We start from the raw sequence: 24,637 nt of genomic DNA on the forward strand, positions 1-24,637 counted from the left end.
CACCTCCCGCACTCGTGAGCCACACCAGCTCTCGAACATCTGTTCCCAGCTACCTCACCCCCACCATACCTCCATCCTCGAATGTATGTACGACATCCGTTCGGCCCCGTCCCACCTGCGAAAACACCCCCCGCCCCCCGACCGTGGAGGCATGCCGCACCGCTCGTTCCTCGCCGAGGTGAGAGACGCCGTCACCCCCCGGGCCACCCTGCTCATCGTCGGCGTGATCGCGCTCCAGCTGCTGTTCATCGCCTCCTACGTGGGAGCACTGCACGACCCGAAACCCAAGGACGTCCCCTTCGGCCTGGTCGCCCCCCAGGCCGCCGCCGACCAGGCGCTCACCCGCCTGGAACGCCTTCCCGGCTCCCCCCTGGACCCCCGCGCCCTGCCCGACGAGGCAACGGCCCGGACCCAGCTCACCCACCGCGACATCGACGCGGCTCTGATCATCGACCCCGGGGGCAGCACCGACACCCTCCTGGTCGCCTCCGGGGGCGGCAGGGTCCTCTCCACCACACTGACGACCCTGGTCACCACCCTGGAGAAGTCCGAGCGACGCACCATCCGGACGATCGACGTGATCCCGTCCGCGCCCCACGACCCCAACGGACTGTCGTCCTTCTACCTGGTGATCGGCTGGTGCGTGGGCGGTTATCTGGGTGCCGCGGCCCTGGCCATCAGCGCCGGGGCGAAACCCTCCAGCCCCACCCGAGCCGCGATCCGCCTGGCCGTCATGGCCCTGGTCGCCCTCACCGGCGGTCTCGGCGGAGCCCTCATCACCGGCCCGGTCCTGGACGCCCTGCCGGGCAGCACCGCGGCCCTCTGGGGCCTGGGCACCCTGATCATCTTCGCCGTGGGCGCGGCCACCCTCGCCCTCCAGGGCGTCTTCGGCACGATCGGCATCGGCCTGGTCATCCTGCTGGTGGTCATCCTCGGCAACCCCAGCGCGGGTGGCGCCCTGCCCCCACCCCTCCTCCCACCCTTCTGGAAGGCGATCGGCCCGGCCCTGCCCCCGGGCGCCGGCACCTGGTCGACGCGCTCCATCGCCTACTTCGGCAACAACGCGATGACGACGTCACTCCTGGTTCTGGCGGCATGGGCGGTGGCGGGAACCGCGATCACCATGGCGGCGGCCACACTACGAAGACGCGCGAACACGCCGCGGACGCCGTAACCACAGCCAGAGGAGGCCCGCACCCGCGCACGCACGGAAGGGGACCGCCCGCAGCGGCCCGCACCAGCGCACGCACGGAAGGGGACGTGTCGGGGGGTGTCCGCCCGCAGCTGGTTGGCGCGTCAACGGACAGTCAGTCGGCGTGAGACCCCATCGCGCCGTTCCGAGGACGGACACCCCCCGACACGGCCCCGACCCACCACCACCGCGCAGGCGCAGACGACGCGCCCCCCGCCCCAGCGCAGGCGCCGCCCACCACCGGAGGTACACGCAAAAGTCCCGCCCCTCGCACAAGGGGCGGGACTTCACACACTCGCGTGTCAGCCGATCTGCGTCCCGGTCGCCGACAGCGCCTCGGTCACCGGCTGGAAGAACGTCTCCCCACCGGAGGTGCAGTCACCGCTGCCACCGGACGTGAGCCCGACCGCCTTGTCACCCGAGAACAGCGACCCGCCACTGTCACCCGGCTCCGCGCACACGTCGGTCTGGATCAGCCCGTTCACGATGTCGCCGCTGCCGTAGTTCACGGTGGCGTCCAGCCCCGTGACCTTGCCCTCGTGCACCTGCGTGGTCGACCCGCTCCGGGTGACCGCCATGCCGACGGTCGCGTCCGCGGCGCCCGAGATCTTCTGGGTGGACCCGTTGTAGAGGTTCACCTCACTCGGGTGAGCAACCTCCGCGGTGTACTCGACCAGCCCGTAGTCGTTGTCCGGGAAGCTGGAGTCCGCGTTGGTGCCGATCTCCTTGCCGCTGGAGTCCGACCACGTGGAGATGCCCTCGGTGCAGTGCCCGGCGGTCAGGAAGAACGGCTCGCCGCCCTTGACCACGTTGAAGCCCAGCGAGCAGCGCCCGCTGCCACCGGTGATCGCGTCGCCACCGGCGATGAAGGGCTTGTACTCCCCCTTCGACCGCTTGAGTTCGGCCTTCGCCCCGAGCCCGTCCACGACCTTCGTCAGCGTCGCCCACTCGGCCTTGGAGACCGTGCGGTCGGCGGTCACGACGACCTTGTTCGTCGTCGGGTCGGTCACCCAGGCCGTGCCCGGGATCGTCGCGTCCTGCTTCAGCGTGCTGCGGGCGCTCTTGAGTTCGGCGAGGGAGTTCGCCACGACTCTCGCCTTGGCGCCGGCCTTCTCGACGGCCTGCGCGGCGGCTTCGTCGAGCACGTTCACCACAAGGCTCTTGCTCTTGGTGTCGTAGTACGTCCCGGCGGCGTCGCCGCCCAGGTCCTCGGCCAGCGTCGAGGCGAGCTTTCCGGCCGCCGTGACCGACAGGGTCCGGGGTGCGGACGCCTCGGGGGTCTCACTGGCGTTCGCGGTCTGGAACGTCACTCCCGCGGCGACCAGCGCGGCGATGCCCGCGCCTGCCACGGCTGCACGCCGCTTGGGTATGCGTCGGTGCTTCAACTTGTGTCCTCCTGTGGGGGGTCGGCACGAGAGGTTGTGGGGACCTCACGAGCCGGAAGGCTTCGTTGACGAGCGCCCACTATTCCGAGGACAACGGGGAGCACACAAGGGTGAGTTCGAGACGCGCGTAGACAGCGCTTCGCACGCCCCCTCATTTTGACCGTCCACGATCAAAACGGACCCAACTCCCACGCGTTCACACTGCAAACATTACGGGTGAGTAATGTGCACGCACTCTACGAGGTCTACCCGTGGCTGAATTTCGCCCCTCCGGCGTCCAGTTCCGGAGGAGCCCGCACACAGCACAAAGCCCCCGCACGCGGTGCGTGCGGGGGCCGTGAAGTGCCGCGAACTGCCGCCGGGGGCGCCTAGTAGACGCTGACGCCGTAGGCGCTCAGGGCCTCCGTGACGGGCTGGAAGAACGTCGTGCCACCGGACGAGCAGTTGCCGCTGCCGCCGGAGGTCAGGCCGTAGGCCACACCGTTGCTGCCGTACAGCGAACCGCCGGAGTCACCGGGCTCGGCGCAGACAGTGGTCTGGATCAGGCCGGAGACGATGTCACCGCCGCCGTAGTTGACGGTGGCGTTGAGGGCGGTGACACGGCCGCTGTGCGTACCGGTCGTTGAGCCGTCGCGGATGACGGTGGTGCCCACGCTCGGGGTGGCCGCGCGCGTGATGTCCACGCCGTTCGCGGTGCCGGGGCGGCTGACGGACCCGCTGTAGCGCACGAGGCCGTAGTCGTTGCCCGGGAAGCTGGAGCCGGCGGTCGAGCCGATGACCGTGGTGCGGCCGGAGTTGGAGTACCAGGTGCCCGCGCCGTCGGTGCAGTGACCGGCGGTCAGGAAGTACTCGGTGCCGTTGCTGGCACGGACGTTGAAGCCGAGGGAGCAGCGCCAGCTACTCGCATAGATGGCGTCGCCGCCCTGGATGAGCTTGTTGAACGTGCCGGGGACGCGCTTGATCGTGAGCGCGTCGGCGTTGCCGCCGGCCTGCTGCTTGATCTTCGCTATCTCGGCCTGTGTGACCGTGCTGTCCACGGTCAGGAGCACACGGTTGGTCTTGCTGTCGACGGCCCAGGCGGTACCCGGGATGTCGGCCTTCAGCAACGAGCCGCTGGCGCTCTTGAGCTCCGCGGTGCTGAAGGTGGAGGGGGCGTCGGAGGCGTTCGCGCTGGGGATCGCGATCGCTGCGGCGGCAACGAGTCCGGTGGAAACGGCGATCAGCCGGGTCCGTCTCGAAATGCCACTGCGGGGGGTGGTGCGCTTGATCCTCACTTTTCGTTCCTCCACAAAGGAAGTAGGGGGCCCTCGTGGGGTTTCGGGCCCGTGAGGCGCAGCCTGGGACCGGCGGTTCGGATTCCGAACACGCCGTGCCCCTGACAAGCGCTGAGGGGGAGTATTCGGCCGAACGGCCGGTCGGCGCAAGAGTGCCTTTCGGACTTCAACCTTTGAGGGATCTTTACGAAGTCGCCCCCGCGGCCGGCTTCCGGGGCCCCCGCCCGCACGTCACCCGGAGGCCGCGGAACGCCCGGCGCGCGGCGGGCTCCGGGTCGAAGTCCCATACGCCCCACGCCCCCTCGCGCACCAGCACGACCAGCCGCCGCTCGCCGTACGCCGCCCGGGCCCTGCTCGCGGAGCCCGGGTTGGCCGCGAGCCGCACCTCACCACCGAAGGGCCGTCCGCCGACGATGAATCCGTCCGCCGCGGCGGCGGTCAGCCCGACCGCGTCCGGGGATGTCCGGAAGTCGACCATCCGGATAGTCCTCGAGCCTGAGGGTGCCCCCGCACTGGGGGAGCGTGCCGGCGAGCGCGAGGGGGCGTACGGCTGCGCGACAGCCGCGGGCGCGCTCGGCGCCGACACCGTCGCGAAGCACCGCTCGTGCCACCGCAGCCACCGCTGCCACCGCAGCCAGTCCTGGGCTGGCTCCGTTGCCCTACGCGCGCCCCTGCCACGCGGGGCGTGTCAGCAGTCGCACGGGCAGCAGCAGTCGCACCCGTCGCAGTCGCAGTCCCGGCAGACGCCCTCGCGCTTCTTGCGGGACCACGGCCCCTCGTACTCCTTTGCGCAGCACAGCTTGCAGGTGCAGCACAGCAGCCAGAACATCCCGCAGCCGGCCCAGAACCCACGCCGGCGGGGTGGCTGGGGCACCGGCGCGCCCCCGCCGAACCCGCCCCCGCCGAACCCGCCTCCGCCGAACCCGCCGAACCCGTCTCCCCCACCGGCGTACGGAGGTACGCCACCGCCCGCGTACGGGTGGTGCGGGGAGCCGTAGGGCCCCTGCGGCGGCTGTCCGTGGGGTCCCTGCTGTCCATGGGGTCCGCCGCCCTGGTGGGAGGCGCACACCGGCACCGTGCCGAACGCCCGGTCCACCGAGCGCCGCAGTTCGTGTACGAGCAGCAGATGCACGAGCTGCGCGTCGGCGAGCTCGGCGTCGCGCAGCGCGAGCCGAATGCCGTGCAGCGCGTCGTCGGCGAGCCGGCGGACCTCCGCGAGGGAGGTGCCGGTAGCGGCGATGGGGTTCCAGGCGCCTGACGCGACGTCAGTGTGCCGGTCCTCCACGGCGTCCAGCAGGTGCGCGAGGCGTCCGAAGAGCCGTCCGGCCTCGGCGAGCGGCCCGGCGTTGCGCGGCCGGCCGGCGAGGACCGCCGTGTGCGCGAAGGCAGCGGCGGTCGCGGTCTCGGTCGGTTCGGTGACCGTCAGGAGCGGCGTCCCGGGCCCGGCCAGCGCTTCGATCCCGGCCTGCCGGTCCACGGCGTCGACCAGGAGGGCGGTGTCGAATCCCACAGCGGTGCCGCTCCGGGCGCCGGCCGTGTCCCAGCTCGCGGCGATCCGGTGGGCGGCACGCGCCACCGGCCTGCGGGCCAACAGCCCGTCACCGTCGGTGACGTGATCGCGCATCTTCGCCGAGGCCAGCACCAGGGAGACGGCGGCTGCGAGCCGGGCCCCCTCGCCGTGCGCGACGGAGGCGGTGCGCATACCGCGCAGCGGGCACGGTCCGGCCGTACGCCGACCGGTCCCGTCACTGTCCGTCTGAGCCTCCGTCAAAACTGATATGAGAAGTCCGTCATAGTTCGTCACTATCCGCGCGAACTGTCCGTGGTCACCGCGCAGGGCGAGGCAGAGCCCGCACAAATGCGCCATCCACTGGCTGGTGAGCTTCTCCCCGAGCCGGTGTCTACAGGGCCTGACGATTCCGAACACAACGCTCCCCCGAGCTTCGTAACGACGCTGAGCTGCGGCATCGTATCGGTCCACGCATTCACCCGTACGCCCCGGCCGTCACCCGTACGCCGAGAAGAATCATATTTCACTCACAGTCAGCAGCCGTTTGGGAAACGGCCCTTGGGACACACGGACTCTCGACGGAATCGCTGTGCACCAGTACCGTCACAAACCCCCCGTGCGGCGTCTATCCACTTGGCGCGCCATCCGCATCATGGACGACCATAGGGATGCGGAAAGCAGAAAAGACCGCTGTGAGAGGAGGCGTCCATGGGATCGGTACGCAAGGCAAGTGCCTGGCTTGGCCTCGTCGACGACAACGAAGACGAGCGTTACTACGACGACGACTACTCCGATGGGGCCGAGCCCGGGGAGGCCTGGGTCACCGATCCGCGCGTCAAGGTGGCCTCGGACGTCGCCGAGGAGAAGGGCCGCCGCATCGGCACGGTGACCCCGGACAGCTTCCGGGACGCGCGCGCCATCGGCGAGCTGTTCCGCGAGGGCGTGCCGGTCATCATGAACCTCACGGCCATGGAGGCCTCCGACGCCAAGCGCGTGGTCGACTTCGCGGCCGGGCTGATCTTCGGCCTGCGCGGTTCGATCGAGAGAGTGTCGACCCGCGTGTTCCTGCTGACCCCCGCCAACACGGAGATCGTCAACGGCGACCCGGCCGCGCACCGCACGGACGGCTTCTTCAACCAGAGCTGAGGCAGGGCCGCTCACCGGCCCTGCCCCCGCGCAGGGTTACCGGACCGGTCTACCGGAAGGCATCGAGTCCGGTGAGCGCCTTGCCCAGCACGAGCTGGTGCATCTCGACGGTGCCCTCATAGGTGAGCACCGATTCGAGGTTGGTCGCGTGCCGCATCACGGGATATTCGAGCGAGATCCCGTTGGCGCCGAGAATGGTCCGGGCCGTGCGGCAGATCTCGATCGCTTCCCGGACGTTGTTGAGCTTGCCGAAGCTGACCTGCTCGGGACGCAGGCGGCCGGCGTCCATACGCCGCCCCAGATGATGGGCGAGCAGAATCCCCTTGTGCAGTTCGACCGCCATGTCGGCGAGTTTGGCCTGGGTGAGCTGGAAGCCGCCGATGGGGCGCCCGAACTGCTCCCGTGACTTCGCGTAGTCGACCGCGGCCTCGAAACTGCTGCGGGCCGCGCCCATGGCACCCCAGACGATTCCGTACCGGGCGTGGGACAGACAGCTGAGGGGTCCGCGCAGGCCGGTGACCTCCGGGAGGACGGCGTCGGCGGGCAGCCTGACGTCGTCGAGCACGAGCTCGCTGGTGACGGAGGCCCTGAGGGACCACTTGTGCTTGATCTCGGGTGCGGAGAACCCTCCGCTGCCGGTCGGCACGACGAACCCGCGGATCCCGTCCTCGGTCTGCGCCCACACGACGGCGACGCCGGCGACGGAGCCGTTGGTGATCCACATCTTGCGGCCGTTGAGGATCCAGTCGGAGCCGTCGCGCTTGGCGTACGTGCGCATGGCGGCGGGGTCGGAGCCGTGATCGGGCTCGGTGAGCCCGAAGCAGCCGATGACCTCGCCGGCGGCCATACGCGGCAGCCACCGCTGCTTCTGCTCCTCGCTGCCGAAGCGGTGGATCGCGTACATGGCGAGGGAGCCCTGCACCGAGACGAGGGACCGGATCCCGGAGTCGGCGGCCTCCAGCTCGAGACAGGCCAGCCCGTACTGCACGGCCGACGCGCCGGCACACCCGTACCCGTCCAGGGACATCCCGAGGGCACCGATCCCGCCGAGCTCCTCGGCCAGCTCCCGGATCCCCGGCAGCTCCCCCTTCTCGTACCACTCGGCGACATACGGCAGCACCCGGTCCGCGGCCCAGGCCCGCACGGTGTCCCTGATCCCGAGATCCTCGGGCTCCAGCAGGTCGTCCAGGCCGAGGGGATCGCCGGGATCGAAGGGAGGCAGCTTGGACGAACCGGACATGATCGACACCCTCCGAAACTCTTTAACTAGCACCGCTAACCAAGACGCTACGACGCCCACCCACCCACGCACCACCCGTAGCCGCCAACTGACCAGTCCTGGTCTCCCGCGGGGTCCCCGCGCCGCCCCGCGACTGCGAGCCATGGCCAAGCGGCAAAACGCCACGCCGGACGCAGGAAGACCCCCGCCCCGAGCACGGTCTCCCCGCGCCGGGAACCCCCACCGCGAGCACGGCAACCGGGCCGAAGCGCCGGACGCCGGGCATGGAAGCCGGGTGCGGACACCGGATGCCGGGTCAAGGGAGACGCGTGTCGAGGTGACAGCCAGTCGGTTTTCGGCCTGGGCGCGGTCCTGCCTCCTCCGGGCGCGGCCCAGGAGGTGCCCGCATGCGAGGCCCGCAAGCCGCCGACGGCGGCCCGCCCCCGCGGGCGACCTCCACCCCTTCAGGAGCGGTTACGGGCGGCGCGTGGGTGGGCGAAGAGGGGGGGTCATACCGAGACGCGTGACTCCGCCGCGTCCCTGGGGGCGGGCAACTCCACCGGCCCCGACTCGCACTGCATGACCCGCGGCAACCGCAACGCCATCACCGCCCCCAGCAGCAACAACCCCGCACTCACCAGCAACGTCACATGCAGCCCGTGCACAAACGCATCCCGGGCGGCATGCCGCAAAGCAGCACCGGCAGACCCGCCCAGCCGCGCGGCGACCTCGTACGCCTCCCCCAGCGAATGCCCCGCCGAGGAGGACGCCGCCGCCGACACCCCCGGCACACCCGACAGCCCGGGCGCGTACGCCGCGTTCATCACCGTGCCGAGCAGCGCGATCCCGATCCCCGCCCCGAGCTGGTACGACGTCTCCCCGATCGCCGCCGCCCCACCGGCCTGGTCCTGCGGCGCCTCGCTCAGCATCGACTCGTACGCCCCGAACAGCGTCGTCTCCAGCCCGAAGCCGAGCAGCACGAACCCGCTCAGCATCAGCGCACAGTCGTCCGTCCGGCCCAGCCCCGTCAGCAGCACCACCGCGAACGCCGTGAGGCAGAACCCGGCGCACACCATCCGCCGCGGCCCGAACCGCCGCAGCATCCGCGCCCCGGCCAGCCCGGCCGCCATCGCCGCGAACGTCAGCGGCAGCAGCCGCAGCCCGGTCTCCAGCGGCGACAGCCCGAGCACCAGCTGCAGGTACTGCGCGGCGATCAGTTCCAGGCCCACCAGCGCGAGCATCGCCAGCACGATGCACCCGACGGACGTGCTGAACGCCGGCCGCGCGAACATCCTGAGGTCGACCAGCGGATACGTCCGCCGCCGCTGCCGCCGTACGAAGCCGACCAGCAGCGCCGCGCCCACCACCAGTGGCAGCACGGTGAGCAGACTGCCCACCGACTCTCCGCCGCCGAGCCGCTTCACGCCCAGCACGACACCGAACAGCCCGGCCGCCGCCATCAGCGCACCGACCACGTCCCAGGGGCCCTTGCCGTCCCCCTTCGACTCGGGCAGCAGCAGTCGTCCCACCGGGAGGCTGACCAGCATCAACGGAATGTTGACGAGGAACACCGAGCCCCACCAGAAGTGCTCCAGCAGGAAGCCGCCGAGCAGCGGACCGACCGCCGCGCCCACCGCGGCCACGGCGCTCCAGATGCCGATCGCGAGCGCCCGCTCGCGCCGGTCCGGGAAGACCTGCCGCAGGATCGACAGGGTCGCGGGCATGATCATCGCCCCGCCGACGCCGAGCAGCGCCCGCGCCACGATCAGTACCTGCGCGCTGTCGGCCAGCGCCGCGAGGCCGGAGGCGACGCCGAACAGCGTGTATCCGAGGAGCAGGACTCTTCGGCGGCCGACGCGGTCGCCCAGCGTGCCGAACAGGATCAGCAGCGAGGCGCAGACCAGTGGGTAGACGTCGACGATCCAGAGCAGCTCTATCCCGCCGGGCTTCAGGTCCTCCGTGACGGCGGGGACCGCCACGTGCAGCACGGTGGCGTCGACGGCGACCAGCAGCAGGCTGGCGCAGAGGACGACGAGAACCACCCAGCGGTTGGCACCGGCCCCGGCCGCCCTACGGCGCAGCGCTGCGGCGGCCGTGGTCGTCCCGGACATGTACGTACCTCCCAGATGTTCCCTCGCGATCGGCGGGCTCACGGGGTGGGGGACGCCCCCGCGACTCGGCCGGAGAGGAGCGGTGGTCTCCGGCCCGCGCAAACGAAAAGCGAGTGACACGTCAGCGTACGCGAGTCCCCGACGGAGACCAGTGGCGGACCTCTCACACCTCCGGCGGGACGATGTGGCGTACGCCACTCGCTCCTGTGTCGTCCACGCCCCGGTCGGCCGGGCGGTTCCGCCCCGGGTCGATAATCGGGCCCGTGACCGATCTTGAGACGCGCGCGGCCCCGCCCCGCGCCGGGGCGCTGCGCCGAGCGGCCCCGGCGCTCGCCGGGTACGCGGCTGTCCGCGCCCTGGGCCTGCTCGCCCTGTTCCTGTGGAGCGCGGCGCGGGACAAGAGCGCGTACACGCTGCTGACCGCCCGCTGGGACGCGCTCTGGTACGTCAGGGTCGCCGAGCTCGGCTACGGCTACGAGGTGCGGCTCGCCAACGGGGACGTGCACTCGAACCTGGCGTTCTTCCCGCTGCTGCCCTGGCTGGAGCGGCTGGTGGCGGCGGTGTCGCCGCTGTCGTACGCGGACGGGGGGTTCCTCGTCAGCCTGTTCGCCTCGCTCGCCGCGGCCTGGGGGATCTTCGCGGTGGCGGACCGGGTGTACGGCCGCCGGGCCGGGGTGTGCGCGGTGCTGTTGTGGGCCGTGCTGCCGGTCGGGATCGTGCAGTCGATGGCGTACAGCGAGTCCCTGTTCACTGCGCTCGCGGCATGGTCGCTGTACGCGGTGCTGACCGGCCGCTGGGTGACGGCGGGCACGCTGGCCCTGCTCGCGGGGCTGACCCGTCCGGTGGGGCTGGCCGTGGTGGCGGCGGTGTGGGTGGCGGCGGTGGCCTCCTTCGTACGGAACCGGCGTACGGCCGACTCGGCAGACGACAGACGCACGGCCGAGCAGGACGCCCCGCGCGCCCCGGCCGGCCCCGGGACCCGCATCCGGCGTGGGCTCGGCATGCTCCTGGCACCCCTCGGCACCGTCGGCTACGTGCTCTGGGTCGGTCACCGCACCGGCAAGGGCCCGCTGGGCTATCTGGACGTCCAGGCCGGATGGCGCAACGGCTTCGACGGCGGATACGCCTTCGCCCGGTTCGTCGCCGAGAAGTTCACGTCGTTCCCGGCGGCTCTGGCCGGCGTGGGACTGATCCTCGGGGTGGCGTCAGTCATCTGGCTGTATGTGACCGGAGTACGTCAGCGCCAGCCGCTGCCGCTGCTGGTCTACACCGGGGTCGTGACCGCGCTCGCCCTGTGCGCGTCGAGCTACTTCGGCTCGAAACCGCGTCTGCTGCTGCCGGCCTTCCCTCTGCTGCTGCCCTTCGCGCGGTCCCTGGCCGGACTGCGTATGCGCAGGTCAGCGATGGTGCTCGGGTCCGTGGCGGTCGCCTCTGCGGTGTACGGGGCGTTCTGGCTGAACGGCTCCGGTCCGCCCTGACCCGCTGTGAGCGCAAGGGGAATTCCGCCCCATGCTCCGGTGAACGAATTCAAAAGCGCAATAAAACCCGCATCCGGAATGATCAAAGGAATTGAAGGCCACAGCGTCCGGCGATTGCAGATTCGCTGGAAATAAACCTCCGCCTGAGAGGAATCCCACATCACATCGTCATCACAAAGCCGTTGATTCGCCGGGGATCTGAGCTCACTCGCTGTAACGTCGATTGGGTGCGTACCGAACCGAAGCTCACCCGTCTGGACCGGGTGTTCGCCCGGCTGGACCGTGAGCCGGAACGACCGGCCCACATCGATGTGCCGAAGATGAGCAGGCACCGCATCGTGCTCTTCGCGGCGACCCTGGCCTTCTACGGCGCGATCGTGTGGGCCGTGGTGATCACGTCCTGGCTGGTCCGGCTCGACTGGCAGGTCATGTTCTTCCGCCCGTACCAGCAGTGGTCGGAGATCCACTGGTTCGTCGACTACTACGTGGTCCTCGGCCAGCGCGGCCCGACCGCCGTGATGGTCGCGGCCTGGCTGGGCTGGCGCTCCTGGCGGCAGCACACCCTGCGGCCGCTGCTCGCGCTCGGCGTCTCACTGCTGCTGCTGAACATCACGGTCGGCGCCGCCAAGTACGGCATGGGCCGTCTGGGACCGCACTACGCGACCTCGATCGGCTCGAACGAGATGTGGCTCGGCGGCGATATATTTCCGAGCGGTCACACCGCCAACGCCGTCGTGACCTGGGGAATCCTGGCCTACCTGGCGTCCTCCGCGAGAGCGCAGCGCTGGCTGTCCGCCGTGTCCGCGGTGACCTCGCTCGGCGTCGGGATGGCGACGGTCTACCTCGGTACGCACTGGCTGAGCGATGTGATCCTCGGCTGGACCGCCGGTCTGCTGATTCTGCTCGGCCTGCCGTGGTTCGAGCCGCTGATCGCCCGTGCCGAGACCAGGATCTTCGACCTCCGCGACCGTTTGCTGGCCCGCAGGCGCCGCACCTCGGCCACCCCGGTGGAAGCGCCGCCCGTGGTGGTCACGCCCCTGCCCGCCGACGACCGGGACGATGTCGGGGCCTGCTCGTCCCGGGCCCCGGTCTATCTGACGCCGGGCCCCCACACGGCCCGCTCGGAGCGCACGCCGGTCACCCCGGCCGGCAGCCGCCGCCCGCCGCACCCGGAGCGCCACCCGCGCGGTTCGACCCCGTCGGCCCGCCCCCTGACGGGCGGCTGACCACAGGCCGGTGCGCACCGCGTACGGCATCGCGAAGGCCCCGGTTCCGGAGCGGAACCGGGGCCTTCGCCGGGTCTCAGCCCTTCCAGGCCCGCGCCACCCGGCCGCCCTTGACCTCGAAGTTCAGCCGGCCCACGCGGTACTCCATCGTGATGATCGCGCCCGGCGGCAGCGCGCGCACCGTCGGCCAGCCGCGCTCACGCGCGAGGCTTTCGGCCCGGCCGGCCTCCAGGCCGACATACGTGTCCGGGCTGTCGTCGGGTTCCGCGGAAGGTGTCGGAGTCGGTGCCATGCCGCCACGCTATGTGCTGCCCGCCGACCGCGGAAGTCCGGGCCCGCCGCCCCGGTCACTGTCCGCCTCCCGTCACGCTTCTGTCACAAGATCACGACAGGAGTTTCGGGAGCTGTCCGTCACACGGACGAGCGGTTCCGTACGCCTTCCGCAGGCATTCGATCGTAATTCCCGCGTGTCACATGAGCTCATGGAAAAGCCCGGCGGAAAGTGCCGGGTGAAGTGCCTCCGGGGCGCCATTCCTTTCCGGTGCCGTACCGGCCCGGCGGAGTCGGCCGGTACGGGGAAATGCATGGCTTCGGCACAGAGAGGCCGGTACGCCCCCTGTCGGAGCGCACGGTGACGCGAGCATCATGGCGTGAGCTCGCGGGTACGTGAGGCGCGGGCTGCGGCGGGCCCGGTGCGCGATGAGCGAAGGGGCGAGCGAGCGATGGGGACGCAGACCGTAACGGCGGTGGCGCCGCCCGCGCCGCGCAAGCGGCACGGGCGGGTGGTGGTCGACTGGCTGACGACGACGGACCACAAGAAGATCGGCCATCTCTACCTGATCACGTCGTTCGTGTTCTTCCTGGTCGCCGGTGTGATGGCGCTGCTGATGCGCGCCGAGCTGGCCCGGCCGGGCTTGCAGATCATCGACAACGAGCAGTTCAACCAGGCGTTCACGATGCACGGCACGATCATGCTGCTGCTGTTCGCGACGCCGACCTTCGCGGGCTTCGCGAACGAGCTGATGCCGTTGCACATCGGCGCGCCCGATGTCGCCTTCCCGCGGCTGAACATGTTCTCGTACTGGCTGTTCCTGTTCGGCGGGCTGATCGTGCTCGGCTCGCTGCTGGTGCCCTCCGGGCCGGCGGACTTCGGCTGGACCGCCTACGCCCCGCTCAACAGCCCGGAGCGCACGCCGGGTATCGGGGCCGACCTGTGGATCATGGGGCTGGCGCTGTCGGGCTTCGGCACGATCCTCGGCGCGGTCAACTTCATCACCACGATCATCGGGATGCGCGCCCCGGGCATGACGATGTTCCGGATGCCGATCTTCGTGTGGAACACCCTGTTCACGTCGATCCTTATCCTGATGGCGTTCCCGGTGCTGGCGGCGGCGCTGCTGGTGCTGGAGGCGGACCGGCGGTTCGGCTCGCAGGTGTTCGAAGCGGCCAACGGCGGTGCGATCCTGTGGCAGCACCTGTTCTGGTTCTTCGGCCATCCCGAGGTGTACATCATCGCGCTGCCGTTCTTCGGCATCATCACGGAGATCATCCCGGTCTTCAGCCGCAAGCCGTTGTTCGGCTATCTGACGCTGGTCGGGGCGACGATGGCGATCACCGGCCTGTCGATGATCGTGTGGGCGCACCACATGTTCGCCACCGGCGCGGTGCTGCTGCCGTTCTTCTCCTTCATGAGCTTCCTGATCGCGGTGCCGACCGGCGTGAAGATCTTCAACTGGACCGGCACCATGCTGAAGGGCTCGCTGTCGTTCGAGACGCCGATGCTGTGGGCGACGGGCTTCCTGGTGACGTTCCTGTTCGGCGGGCTGACCGGGGTGATCCTGGCGTCGCCGCCGCTGGACTTCCACGTGACGGACACGTACTTCGTGGTCGCGCACTTCCACTACGTCGTCTTCGGCACCGTCGTCTTCGCGATCTTCGCGGGCTTCTACTTCTGGTGGCCGAAGTTCACCGGGAAGATGCTCGACGAACGGCTCGGCAAGATCCATTTCTGGACGCTGTTCACCGGCTTCCACACCACGTTCCTGGTGCAGCACTGGCTGGGCGCCGAGGGCATGCCCCGCCGGTACGCGGACTACCTCGCCGCGGACGGGTTCACCGCGCTCAACACCGTGTCGACCATCGGCGCGTTCCTGCTCGGCATGTCGACGCTGCCGTTCCTCTACAACGTGTGGAAGACCGCCAAGTACGGCGAGAAGGTCGAGGTCGACGACCCCTGGGGCTTCGGCCGTTCCCTGGAGTGGGCGACCTCGTGCCCGCCGCCGCGGCACAACTTCAGGACGCTGCCCCGGATCCGCTCCGAGTCGCCGGCGTTCGACCTGCATCATCCGCAGTACGCGGCGGTGACTGCGCAGCCCGAGCCAAAGCGCCATCAAGCCGGTCCCGAGTCCTCCTGATCGCCTCGACCAGCCCGTCCGGCTCCAGCACCTCGAACTCGAAGCCCAGCATCACGACGTGGATGACCATCACGTCGAGGCTGCCGGCGCCGCAGCGCAGCAGACAGCTGTCCGGGCCCTCCGCCTCCAGCACGCCGGCGGAGGGCGAGATGCGTTCGGCGGCTTCCTCCACAGGCACCAGGAGCCGCACGACGGCGTGGGTGGCGTACGCGCGCGTGGAGACGCCCTGGGAGACGTAGGCGGCGAGATCCTCGGCGGGTGCCTTGCGCGGGGTGAAGCGCGGGCCGTGCGGCGGCCTGGGCGTGACACGGTCCACGCGGAACGTGCGCCAGTCGTCCCGGTCGAGGTCCCAGGCGACCAGGTACCAGCGGCGCTCGGTGCACACCAGGCGGTGCGGTTCGACGGTGCGGCGGGTGGGGGTGCCGTCGTGGCCGCGGTACTCGAAGCGCAGCCGTTCGGCGTCCCGGCACAGATGGGCGAGTTCGGTGAGGACTGCCGGGTCGACCGAGGAGGGCAGGCTGCTGCGCAGCATCGGCACGGTGAAGGCGTTCAGGGCGCCCACGCGGCGGCGCAGCCGGTTCGGCAGCACCTGCTCCAGCTTGGCGAGGGCCCGTACGGAGGTTTCGCCGATGCCGTCGATGCCCTGTCCGGCGGCTGTGCGCAGTCCGACCGCCACGGCGACGGCCTCGTCGTCGTCCAGGAGCAGCGGCGGCAGTTCGGCGCCGGCGCCGAGCTGGTAGCCGCCGCCGGTGCCGGGGCTTGCGTTGACCGGGTAGCCGAGTTCGCGCAGCCGGTCGACGTCCCGGCGCAGGGTGCGGGCGCTGACGCCGAGCCGGTCGGCCAGATCGGCGCCGGACCACTCGCGGTGGGCCTGGAGCAGGGACAGCAGACGCAGCAGACGGGCCGAGGTCTCCAACATGGGAGCGAGTCTGCCAGCCCTTGCGGACAGCCACTGTCCTCAAGGCTCGTAGGCCAGTTGCGGGACGGTGAAGCATGTGTGGTTCATGTCCCCCTGGCTCGCCCAGCCCTTCCCGTCCTGCCAGCGGGCCACCGACAGGCAGGTCCTGCTGCTCTTCGGCGGAACGGGCGAGTGTTCGAACCGGACGGGAAGCAGCAGCCCTCCGGCGGTGTAGCCCTGGCTGCGGTTCATGAACGCGTCGACGCACGCGCGCGTGATGCCCGTCGTCGTGCAGGACTTCGCCGCGTCCGTGAACCACCGGGCGGCCGCCCACCCCTCCAGCTGCCACTGGGAGTGCGTCTTCAGGTCCTTCGTCGCCTCACGGAACTCCCGTACGGCCGGGTGGCCGGTGTCCTCGTGATTGCGGCTGGCGCCGGTCGCCCACAGGGCGTTGCGGCAGCGCGGGGCGTCCTTGTAGGCGTCGGGGACCGTGGACGTCCAGTTCTGCACGTTGGTCACCTTGGCGGTGACGTCGGCGCCGGCCTCGTCCATGGCCTGGCAGAGCCGGGCGTTGCCGTGCCCGTCGATGGCGTCGAAGACCAAATCGGCGCCCTGCTCCTTGAGGTCGGCGGCTACGGCGCGGAAGTTGGGCAGGGCGAAGTCGACCTGCTCGGTGACGACCTGGTAGCCCTCGGCGCGCAGGCCCCGCTCGACGAGCCGGGCGTAGGCGGCCGAGGCGGACTGGTTGTAGGAGACGACGGCGGCGGTGCGGGCACCGTGCTCACGTTTGAAATAGCGGTAGACCTCGGTGCCGCCGTACAGCGTGCCGTCCCAGCCTGGGGTGCCGTTGCGGGGCGCGAGGCTGCCGTAGATGCCGTAGAGGTGCGGGTAGGTGTCGTAGGCGGTGCCGAGGGGCTGGCCGCCGATGTCGGGCACGCGCGCGCGGGAGACACGGGAGGCGCCCGCGTAGTCGAGGGCCGTGGTGGCGACCAGGGCGACGACTTCGTCCTCCTCGACGAGTTTGTGGACGCACTCGTTGTTGCCGACGCCGCTGCCGCCGTCGTCACAGCTGCGGACCTCGACCCGGCGCCCGTCGATGCCGCCGCGCGCGTTGAGCCGGTCGAAGAAGGCCCGGGCGCCGTCGCGCGGGCCGGTGAAGGCGCTGCCGCCGACCGGGCTGGTGGCGCTCGTGATGATGCCGACCCGCAGGGGCGCGGCGTCGCGGGGCGCGGGGGTGCGGTCGTCGTGCTCGAAGTCGCTCTCCGGGAGCCGGCTGCCGCAGGCCGCGCTCAGAGCGAGCAGCAGCACCGCGGCCAGTGCCTCAGCAGCCCGGAATCGGGGACGCATTGCCGCTCAGTTGCACCAGCGCGCACAGCGTCTTGGCGGACACCTTCCAGGTGCCGTCCTGCTCCACGGCGCTTCCGGAGGCGTCGGGCAGGGCGGTGGCGCCCTTCAGGGTGAGCGTGTACGTGACGTCCGCCCCGGTCGCCGAGGTGAACTCGACCTTGGTGACCTTCGCCTGGACCTGCCCGCCGCGCTCGTCACCGCTGAAGGCCTGCAGCACCGGGCCCATCCGGTCGCCGTTCTCCAGGACGGCCTGCTTGTCCTCGGCCGAGGTCTTCGGGTCGAAGAACTTCTGCCAGTTCTGCCGGATCTCCGCCTCCGCGGCGGCCCGGTCGGCCGGTGCGGTGGCCGGCGCGCTCGTGGTGCGCTCCGCGGTCGGGATGGGAGGGGTGCTCTCGCTGCCGCCGCTGTCGTCGCTGCAGGCCGCCAGGGCCGGGGCGAGGGCCAGGACCAGGGCGGCCGCGATCGCCGTGCCCCGTCCCGCGACTCGTGGACGCCGCGTCGCGTTCGCCCGCCTGAGGTCGCTGCCGAGAACCATCTGGCTCACCACCGGGTGTCGGTCCGGGCCATGTGCGCCCGGTGCTTTCAGGGTCAGCTTCCACAGGGCATAGTGCAAGCGATCGGCGGACTTGAACAGGCAGCCGGACGCGCGCACAGCCGAATGCGACGTGTGGGAGGCAGCGATGCGGACCAGCCGACCGCGGACCGTACATCCCGTCCTGTGGGCCGGCTGGGCGGCCCTGGCCGCCGGCGCGGTGCTGTGCGTCGTCGGCTGGTACGGAGTCTCCGGCGAGCGTTACGCCGAACGGCAGCTGCCCTACCTCGCCTCCTGCAGCATTCCCGGCGCCGCGCTGATCATCGCCGGGGCGGTGCTGCTGGCCCGGGGCCGGAGTTCGATCGCCGCCGCGCGCGTGGAGGAGCTGTACGGCCTGCTGGTGGCGGCCGAGCCGGGCGAGCCGGAGGAGGCCGGCCGGGCCGCGCTCGCGCCGCTCGCGGTCAGCGGCGACCTGCTGATGGTGCCGGGCGGCACGCTGTGGCACCGCGCGGACTGCCCGCTGGTCGCGGGCAAGGCGGAGGCGGTCCCGGTGGACTCCAAGCTGGTGGCGAGCGGTGAGCTGGCGCCCTGCCCGATCTGCGAGCCGGCCGAAGAAACCGACTGATGTCGTCGCTGACGTACGACCTCACCCTCGCCGGGCTCTCGGTGGGCAGCGCGGCGGCGCTGACCGGGATCGGCCTGATCGTGACGTACCGCGCCACCGGAGTACTGAACTTCGCGCACGGCGCGATCGCGATGGTGTGCGCGTACGCGCTGCGGCAGTGCGTGGTCGAGTGGGGCTGGCCGCTGTGGCTCGGGGCGGTGGTGACGCTGCTGGTGCTGGCGCCGGGGCTGGGGGTCGCACTGGAGCGGTTCGTCTTCCGTCCCCTGGCGGTCCTCGGCGGTGACCCGGCGCAGACGCTGGTGGCGTCCATCGGGGTGTTCGTGCTGCTGGTGGGCGGGGCGGCGCTGCTGTGGGGGCAGGGGGCGCGGGACGACGCGCCGGTGCTGGTGCCGGACGAGCCGTGGGGGCAGCTGGCGGTGGTGCTGGTGCTGGCCGCCGGGGTCGCGGTGGTGGTCCGCCGGACGCGGTTCGGGCGGGAGTTGCGGGCCGTGGTGGACGACCGGCGGCTCGCCGTGCTGGGTGGGATCGACGCGGACCGGGTCGCGGCGGCGGGCTGGGCGTTCGGCTCGTTCACGGCGGGTCTGACGGGTGTGCTGCTGGCGCCGTACGTGCGGCTCGACCCGTACGGTCTTTCGCTGCTCGTGATGGAGGTCGTGGCCGTCGCGGTGGCCGCGCGGATGCGCAGCCTGCCGATCGCGGTGGTGGTGGCGCTGGGCATCGGGGTGGCGCAGAGCCAGCTGACGCGGCTGCACCCGTCGGGCTGGGCCGAGCCGCTGCTCCAGGCGGCGGCCACGAACCTGTTCGTCGTCGCGCTGCTGGTCGCGGCGCTGGTGCTGCCGGGCGCCGGGGAGCGGGACGCGCTGCCGCGCACGGCCACGGCGCGGGTGCCGACGCCGCCGGGCGCCTGGATCGTGGTGCTCGTGTTGTTCCTGCTGCCGCTGGGCCTGGCCGGCCGGGACCTCCACACCTCGGTCCAGGTGCCGGCGCTGGCCGTGATCCTGCTGTCCCTGGTGGTGGTCACCGGCCGCGGCGGCCAGATCTCGCTGGGGCAGGCGGCGTACGCGGGGCTGGGTGCCCTGTTCACGGCGCTGCTGGCGGCGGGCCGCTTCCCGGGGCTGCCCGCCCTGCCGGAGCTGGCGGCCCTCGCGGTGTCGGTGGTCCTGGTGGCGCCGCTGGGCCTGCTGACGGGCTGGCCGGCGATCGGCCGCCGGGGCCTGGCGCTCGCGCTCGCGACGTTCGCGGTCGGCGTGGGGGTGAGCCGCTTCGTCTTCGCCCAGCCGTACGCGACCTCGGGCCTGTCACTGGGCCGCCCTGCGGGCTTCGACGGGGACCGGGCGTACTACGTCCTGGAGCTGCTCCTGCTGGGGGTCGCGCTGCTGGCGACGCACGCGCTGCGCCGGGGGCGGACGGGCCGGGCCCTCGCCGCCCTGCGGGATCACGAGCGGGGCGCGCAGGCGGCGGGCGTCCCGGTGCCGTCCCTCAAGCTGCTGGCCTTCGTCGCGGGCGCCGCGCTGGCCGCGCTGGGCGGCGGCATGCTCGGCATGGGCCTGCGCGCCTTCGACGCCGCCGCCTACGACCCGGTGCGCGGTCTGCTGTGGTTCGCCGCGGTGGTGGTGCTGGGCGCCGACAGCACGCTCGGCGCCCTCGGCGCCGCGGCCCTCCTGGTCGGGCTGGACGCCGGTACCCGGGGCGGCGTCGCGGCGGCCTTGATCGGCGTCCTGGCGATCCTGGTGGGCCGCTTCCCCGGCGGCCTGTACGAGGCCCTGCGCACAGCGGCGGAACGCCTCCGGCTGGGCCGCACCCCGGCCCTGACGGCGGCGGGCGCGCGGGCCCGCGGGAGGCTGCGCCCGGCGGAGCCGGAGGCGGTCCCCGGGGCACCGGTGCCGACCGGGGCACGCAGGACGGAGAGCCCGGAAGCGGCCGGCCGGCGCGAGCGCCGAAACGGCGAGGTCCGCCCGAAGCGCGTCCCGCCGGGCCGGGCCGCCGACCACCTGCCCCACGACGGCAACCACCCACCGGCCACCCGCCCCGAGCCGCCCCCCGAACCTCCCCTGGCCACCCGGCCCGAGCCGACCCCCGGCCCCTCCCCGGCCACCCAGCCCGAGCCTTCCCCAGCTGCCCGGACCGAGGCGACCCCCGAGTCCTCCCCGGGCCGTCAACCGCGTGCGGCCGCGCACGAGCCCCCCTCGACCGTCCAGCCCAAGGACGCCCCCGAACCTTCCCCGGCCACCCGGCCCGAGCCAACCCCCCAACCCTCCCCAGCCACCCGGCCCAAGCCTTCCTCAGCCACGCGGCCCGAGCCGACCCCCGAACCTCCCCTGGCCACCCGGCCCGAGCCAACCCCCCAACCCTCCCCGGCCCGCCGGCCTCGCGCCGCAACACACGTGGGAGACACCCCGCCGCCCACGGGCCCGACCGCCACGGCGCCCGGCGCTCGGCTCCTCAGCGCCAGCCACCTCCACGCCCGCTACGGCGGCTTCACCGCCCTCGACGGAGTGGACCTGGACGTCTCCCCCGGCCGGGTCACCGCGGTCGTCGGGCCCAACGGGGCCGGGAAGAGCACCCTGTTCCACTGTCTGGCCGGGACGCTGCGGCCCGCGCGCGGGAGCGTGCGTCTCGGCGGGCGGGACATCACCACGCTGCCCGCCCATGCCCGCACCCGGCTCGGTGTCGCCCGGACCTTCCAGCAACTGGCCGTCTTCCCCTCGCTGACCGTGGCCGAGAACGTCCGCGTCGGCGCCGAGCAGGGCCGGGTGACCGACCCGGGCGCCGTGGAGCGCACCCTCAGGCTGCTCGGGCTCGACGGACCCGTGCGCGCACTGCCCGCCGCCGGGTTGCCCACCGGGACGCTGCGCCGCGTCGAACTGGCTCGGGCCCTCGCGGGAAGCCCCCACGTCCTCCTCCTCGACGAGCCGGCCGCCGGTCTCGACACCGCCGAAGTGACCGCCCTGGCCCGGGTGCTGAAGGCCCTGGCCGCCGACGGCACGGCCCTCCTCGTCGTCGAGCACGACCTGGACCTGGTGGCCGGTCTCGCCGACATGGTGCACGTGATGAGCGCGGGCCGGATCGTCGCCTCCGGCCCGCCCGGGAGCGTGCTGGACGCCCTGGATTCGGGGGCCGGCCGATGACGACTGTCTCCCTGCGCCACGCTCGCGTGCGCTACGGCCCCCTGGAGGCCCTGCACGGCGTCACCCTCGCCGCCCCCGGTCCGGGCCTCACCGTGCTGCTCGGCCGCAACGGTTCCGGCCGCACCACCGCCCTGCGCGCCCTGGCCGGCACCGTGCCGCTGTCGGGTGGCACGGTGGTGTGGGACGGAGCCGACGTGACCCGCGTACCCGCCCACGAACGCGCCCGGCGCGGCATGTGCCTGGTGCCGGAGCGGCGGGCGGTGTTCGGCTCGCTCACCGTGCGCGAGAACCTCGGACTCACCGCGCGCGACCACACCGTGGCCCTCGACGCCTACCCGCAGCTGCGGCCCCTGCTGGAGCGACGCGCCGGCACCCTCTCCGGCGGCGAGCAGCGCATGCTCGCCCTCTCCCGGGCCCTGCTCGCACGCGCGCGCGTGGTGCTCGTCGACGAGCCCGCCCAGGGCATGGCGCCCTCGGTCGCGGCCCGGACGTACGAACTGCTGGGCTCGCTCGACGCGTGCGTGGTGGTCGCCGAGCAGCGGCTGCCGCCCGCCCTGCGGGACCGGTCCGCGATCGTCTACGAACTGCGCCGCGGGACCGTCGCGTTCGCCGGGGAGGCGAGTGAGCTCACGGACTGACCCCGGACGCCGAGACCCCGTCCGGTCGGTCGACCGGACGGGGCCCGTGTCCCGGCGAGGGGGAGCAGCGGCTCAGAATGCGAGGCGCAGGCCGGGCACGATCACGTCGGGATCCGCACCGATGGCGGCCTTGTTGGCGGCGTAGAGGCGCTGCCAGGTGGTTCCGTGCCGGGCGGCGACGCCGCTCAGCGTGTCGCCCTGGCGGACGGTGTAGTCGCCCCGGGACGAGCCGCGGTCCGCGTGTTCCGTGGCACGCGCCGGCGCCTTCGACGGTTTCGCCGGGGCCGGCTCGGCGGAAGTGACCGGATCGGCGGCGGGTGCGCCGCCGCTCGCCCCGGCGCGTGCCGAGCAGGTCGGCCAGGCGCCCCATCCCTGGGCGCGCTGGACCTTGGTGGCGACGGCGATCTGCTGGGACCTGCTCGCCCGGTCGGCGGTGGGCGCGTAGGCCGTGCCGCCGTAGGCGTTCCAGGTGGATGCGGCGAACTGGAGTCCGCCGTAGTAGCCGTTGCCGGTGTTGATGTGCCAGTTGCCGCCGCTCTCGCACTGGGCGATGCGGTCCCACACTCCGCTGTCGGCCGCCGCGGCGTTTCCGGTCGCGGCCAGCAGTCCGAGGGGCGCGAGCAGTGCCGCCCCGGCGAGGACCGCCGTCGTACGAACCTGGTTCTTCCGAGCGTCGGGGCGAGTGGTATCGGCACATTCGGACATGTAGGTCCCTCTCGAAACACCCGGGATCCCCCAAGGCGGAGCGCCACTCCCGCGCCATGGGGCGCGAGGGTCGCGCTCGCCCCGTCCACCGGAGCGGTGCCATGCCCGGTTCCTGGGAACCCGGCGGCCGGCGGACGTACCCGAGCGGTGCTCGTTGCACACGGCGGAGGAATCTAAGGAGGTCGACGGGCGACATCAACCAGTCACCCGTCCGGGCAGGCCAGTTCACCGATACCTCGGGTAACGGCAATTTCCGGACACCCACTTCATTCGTTGATTTCCGGATTTGTCGACCAGCCCCCCTCGCGATCTGTGACCCACTTCACCCCCTCAACGCCCTTTACGTATCAGTGAGTTGACGGTGAGTGCGCGATTCCGCGCCGAGCGTGACCCTGTGCGCTGGTTGGTTCGATTCCGTTCCCCCTGGGGCGTGACTCCCGCCACAGATCGCCCGTTGTCTTCTTCATGAGCCGGGACCTACCCGGACCACGGGCCGGGAGCCACCCGGCTTTGCCACGCACCGCATCCCCGAGGGAGCCACCCGTGCCGCGCATGCTCGACGTCAGCGACGAGGTACGCGCCGAGATCGGCGACGAAGAAGCCGACCGCCTGCTCGCCGGAGAGACCGCCCCGGGCAGTTACGACTGCACGTCCTGCCGCACTCCGGGCGACTCCGAGCAGGAGCGCACCAGCACCGTCCTGTTCATCGGTGACGAGACTGCCGTCCTCGCCTTCGCCCACGCCGGCTGCCTGCCCTCGCAGGTCGTGCAGGTCACCGAGGAACAGCTGCGGGGCGCCGTGAAGTCCATCGCCGGCGACACCGTCGACCTGGAGCCCGACAAGGTGGTGCCCGAGCAGGCGGTGCTCGGCGTGACCAGCGGGCTCGTCCTGATCGGCGGGGAGCTGCACCCGGCCCTGGTGGTGGAACCGACCGGGCCCGTCGCCCGGCCCGGCACGACCGGCGGCGGCGACGACTTCCTGCCGCTGCTCATCGAGCAGGGCTTCACGCCGCTGACGGAGCTGTCGGCCGTACCGCCGGTGCTGCACGGCTGGTCGGTGCTGCTCGCAGTGGGCCAGCTGCACGCGGTGCTCCAGCCGGGCGGCAACGGCGGCCAGCCGGTGGCCTGGTGGCAGGCGCACCAGCCGCTCCAGGTGACCGAAAGCTGGCGCGCGGCCGCCAACAAGCACCAGCAGGTGCTGATGTTCGCCGCGCCCGTCGGCTCGATCGGCCGCCAGCCGCGCGAGGACCTGCTGCGCGACGCGCTGGACAAGGCGGCGGCGAACGGAAAGCTGGTCGCCTCGGCGCTGCCGCTGGCCGGCACCTGAGCCGCGCGTCACCCGCGCACCCCGTACACCCGCGAAAGCCGTACCCGAACCGCATCCCTTGACCCGCGGGGTCGTTTGGACATACGTGCACGCATACGACGTTTCCCGCCGCCAGTCCTTCTCGCCGATCCCGTCCGCGCGATCGGCTCAGGAGTCCCTGGGCGGCCCATCGGCCACGCCGATCTACGACGCGCTCTACGCTGAGTACGTCAAGTCCTTCCGCGCACTGCCCGGCGACCGCAGCGGCGAGGAGAAGCTGGGCTTCACCGCCTTCGGGAACAACCCGCACAGTTCGGGCTCGTACGGAGGGACGTACGGCGGCTCGTACAGTGCCTACAGCGCGGGCGCCCAGAGCGCCCGCCATGCGGCCGGACAGCAGCCGCAGTGGCAGCGCGTCGGGACCGTCGGCACGTACAGCACGGGGATGCACTACGTCCCGGCCGCACTGCCGCCGGGACGGCGCGGCGGCGTCTGAGCGAGCAC

General features: G+C 71.9%; 20 protein-coding genes and 1 pseudogene. 10 read left to right on the plus strand and 11 right to left on the minus strand.

The window, feature by feature from the left end:
- Positions 1–151 precede the first annotated feature (151 nt).
- The gene (locus CEB94_RS09045; RefSeq protein ID WP_175431673.1) at positions 152–1,174 is read left to right on the plus strand and encodes a DUF3533 domain-containing protein; all 1,023 of its coding nucleotides are present in this window, start codon (positions 152–154) and stop codon (positions 1,172–1,174) included.
- A 320-nt stretch (positions 1,175–1,494) separates the two neighbouring features.
- Here CEB94_RS09045 and CEB94_RS09050 read toward each other — a convergent pair whose 3' ends face one another.
- From CEB94_RS09050 to CEB94_RS09065, 4 genes are all read right to left on the minus strand, one after another.
- Positions 1,495–2,577, minus strand: coding sequence for a S1 family peptidase (locus tag CEB94_RS09050; protein WP_175431674.1), 1,083 nt, complete (start codon positions 2,575–2,577; stop codon positions 1,495–1,497).
- A gap of 368 nt (positions 2,578–2,945) precedes the next feature.
- Positions 2,946–3,851, minus strand: coding sequence for a S1 family peptidase (locus CEB94_RS09055; RefSeq protein ID WP_175431675.1), 906 nt, complete (start codon positions 3,849–3,851; stop codon positions 2,946–2,948).
- 184 nt (positions 3,852–4,035) lie between these two features.
- A complete protein-coding gene (locus CEB94_RS09060; RefSeq protein ID WP_175431676.1) occupies positions 4,036–4,329 on the minus strand; it encodes a hypothetical protein in 294 nt (97 codons plus the stop codon).
- Between the two features lie 210 nt (positions 4,330–4,539).
- Positions 4,540–5,778 carry a DUF5685 family protein gene (locus CEB94_RS09065; protein ID WP_175431677.1) on the minus strand — a complete coding sequence of 413 codons (1,239 nt, stop codon included), beginning with the start codon at positions 5,776–5,778 and terminating at the stop codon, positions 4,540–4,542.
- Between the two features lie 291 nt (positions 5,779–6,069).
- Between CEB94_RS09065 and CEB94_RS09070 the strand changes: the two genes are divergently transcribed.
- On the plus strand, positions 6,070–6,507 hold the full coding sequence (locus tag CEB94_RS09070) for a cell division protein SepF (protein WP_175431678.1): 438 nt from the start codon (positions 6,070–6,072) through the stop codon (positions 6,505–6,507).
- A 49-nt stretch (positions 6,508–6,556) separates the two neighbouring features.
- Here CEB94_RS09070 and CEB94_RS09075 read toward each other — a convergent pair whose 3' ends face one another.
- Positions 6,557–7,747 carry an acyl-CoA dehydrogenase family protein gene (locus CEB94_RS09075; protein WP_175431679.1) on the minus strand — a complete coding sequence of 397 codons (1,191 nt, stop codon included), beginning with the start codon at positions 7,745–7,747 and terminating at the stop codon, positions 6,557–6,559.
- A gap of 488 nt (positions 7,748–8,235) precedes the next feature.
- Positions 8,236–9,837 carry an MFS transporter gene (locus tag CEB94_RS09080; RefSeq protein WP_175431680.1) on the minus strand — a complete coding sequence of 534 codons (1,602 nt, stop codon included), beginning with the start codon at positions 9,835–9,837 and terminating at the stop codon, positions 8,236–8,238.
- A 263-nt stretch (positions 9,838–10,100) separates the two neighbouring features.
- On the opposite strand from CEB94_RS09080, the gene CEB94_RS09085 reads away from it, so the two are divergent.
- Entirely contained in the window at positions 10,101–11,315 is a 1,215-nt protein-coding gene (locus CEB94_RS09085) for a glycosyltransferase family 39 protein (RefSeq protein WP_175431681.1), read from the plus strand.
- Positions 11,316–11,542: 227 nt separating this feature from the next.
- On the plus strand, positions 11,543–12,541 hold the full coding sequence (locus tag CEB94_RS09090) for a phosphatase PAP2 family protein (protein ID WP_175431682.1): 999 nt from the start codon (positions 11,543–11,545) through the stop codon (positions 12,539–12,541).
- 76 nt (positions 12,542–12,617) lie between these two features.
- Here CEB94_RS09090 and CEB94_RS09095 read toward each other — a convergent pair whose 3' ends face one another.
- The gene (locus tag CEB94_RS09095; RefSeq protein ID WP_053672320.1) at positions 12,618–12,833 is read right to left on the minus strand and encodes an I78 family peptidase inhibitor; all 216 of its coding nucleotides are present in this window, start codon (positions 12,831–12,833) and stop codon (positions 12,618–12,620) included.
- Between the two features lie 430 nt (positions 12,834–13,263).
- Between CEB94_RS09095 and ctaD the strand changes: the two are divergent.
- Positions 13,264–14,835: pseudogene (ctaD, locus tag CEB94_RS09100) on the plus strand (aa3-type cytochrome oxidase subunit I); the annotation flags it as partial.
- On the opposite strand, the gene CEB94_RS09105 reads toward ctaD, so the two are convergent.
- Genes CEB94_RS09105 through CEB94_RS09115 form a run of 3 tightly spaced genes read right to left on the minus strand, consistent with a single transcriptional unit; the run spans position 14,834 to position 17,735 of the window.
- The gene (locus CEB94_RS09105) at positions 14,834–15,874 is read right to left on the minus strand and encodes a helix-turn-helix transcriptional regulator (RefSeq protein WP_175431683.1); all 1,041 of its coding nucleotides are present in this window, start codon (positions 15,872–15,874) and stop codon (positions 14,834–14,836) included. The pseudogene ctaD and the gene CEB94_RS09105 overlap by 2 nt on opposite strands.
- Before the next feature lie 39 nt (positions 15,875–15,913).
- Complete coding sequence (locus CEB94_RS09110) at positions 15,914–17,200, minus strand: ABC transporter substrate-binding protein (RefSeq protein WP_175431684.1); 1,287 nt, start codon at positions 17,198–17,200, stop codon at positions 15,914–15,916.
- Positions 17,175–17,735 (minus strand): MTB12 C-terminal domain-containing protein, encoded by a 561-nt coding sequence (locus tag CEB94_RS09115; protein ID WP_175431685.1) that lies wholly within the window; start codon positions 17,733–17,735, stop codon positions 17,175–17,177. Before CEB94_RS09115 ends, CEB94_RS09110 begins: the two co-directional genes overlap by 26 nt.
- A gap of 145 nt (positions 17,736–17,880) precedes the next feature.
- Between CEB94_RS09115 and CEB94_RS09120 the strand changes: the two genes are divergently transcribed.
- From CEB94_RS09120 to CEB94_RS09130, 3 genes are read left to right on the plus strand one after another with little or no spacing between them, the layout of a single operon-like run.
- Positions 17,881–18,357 carry a hypothetical protein gene (locus tag CEB94_RS09120; protein ID WP_175431686.1) on the plus strand — a complete coding sequence of 159 codons (477 nt, stop codon included), beginning with the start codon at positions 17,881–17,883 and terminating at the stop codon, positions 18,355–18,357.
- Complete coding sequence (locus CEB94_RS09125; RefSeq protein WP_175431687.1) at positions 18,357–21,485, plus strand: branched-chain amino acid ABC transporter permease/ATP-binding protein; 3,129 nt, start codon at positions 18,357–18,359, stop codon at positions 21,483–21,485. Before CEB94_RS09120 ends, CEB94_RS09125 begins: the two co-directional genes overlap by 1 nt.
- Positions 21,482–22,123 (plus strand): ABC transporter ATP-binding protein, encoded by a 642-nt coding sequence (locus CEB94_RS09130; protein ID WP_175431688.1) that lies wholly within the window; start codon positions 21,482–21,484, stop codon positions 22,121–22,123. Before CEB94_RS09125 ends, CEB94_RS09130 begins: the two co-directional genes overlap by 4 nt.
- A gap of 72 nt (positions 22,124–22,195) precedes the next feature.
- Here CEB94_RS09130 and CEB94_RS09135 read toward each other — a convergent pair whose 3' ends face one another.
- A complete protein-coding gene (locus tag CEB94_RS09135) occupies positions 22,196–22,828 on the minus strand; it encodes a LysM peptidoglycan-binding domain-containing protein (protein WP_175431689.1) in 633 nt (210 codons plus the stop codon).
- Between the two features lie 543 nt (positions 22,829–23,371).
- Between CEB94_RS09135 and CEB94_RS09140 the strand changes: the two genes are divergently transcribed.
- Complete coding sequence (locus tag CEB94_RS09140) at positions 23,372–24,154, plus strand: hypothetical protein (protein WP_175431690.1); 783 nt, start codon at positions 23,372–23,374, stop codon at positions 24,152–24,154.
- A gap of 85 nt (positions 24,155–24,239) precedes the next feature.
- Entirely contained in the window at positions 24,240–24,629 is a 390-nt protein-coding gene (locus tag CEB94_RS09145) for a hypothetical protein (RefSeq protein WP_175431691.1), read from the plus strand.
- Positions 24,630–24,637: the final 8 nt, after the last annotated feature.

The sequence above is a fragment of the Streptomyces hawaiiensis genome, assembly GCF_004803895.1.
GTDB lineage: Bacteria > Actinomycetota > Actinomycetes > Streptomycetales > Streptomycetaceae > Streptomyces > Streptomyces hawaiiensis.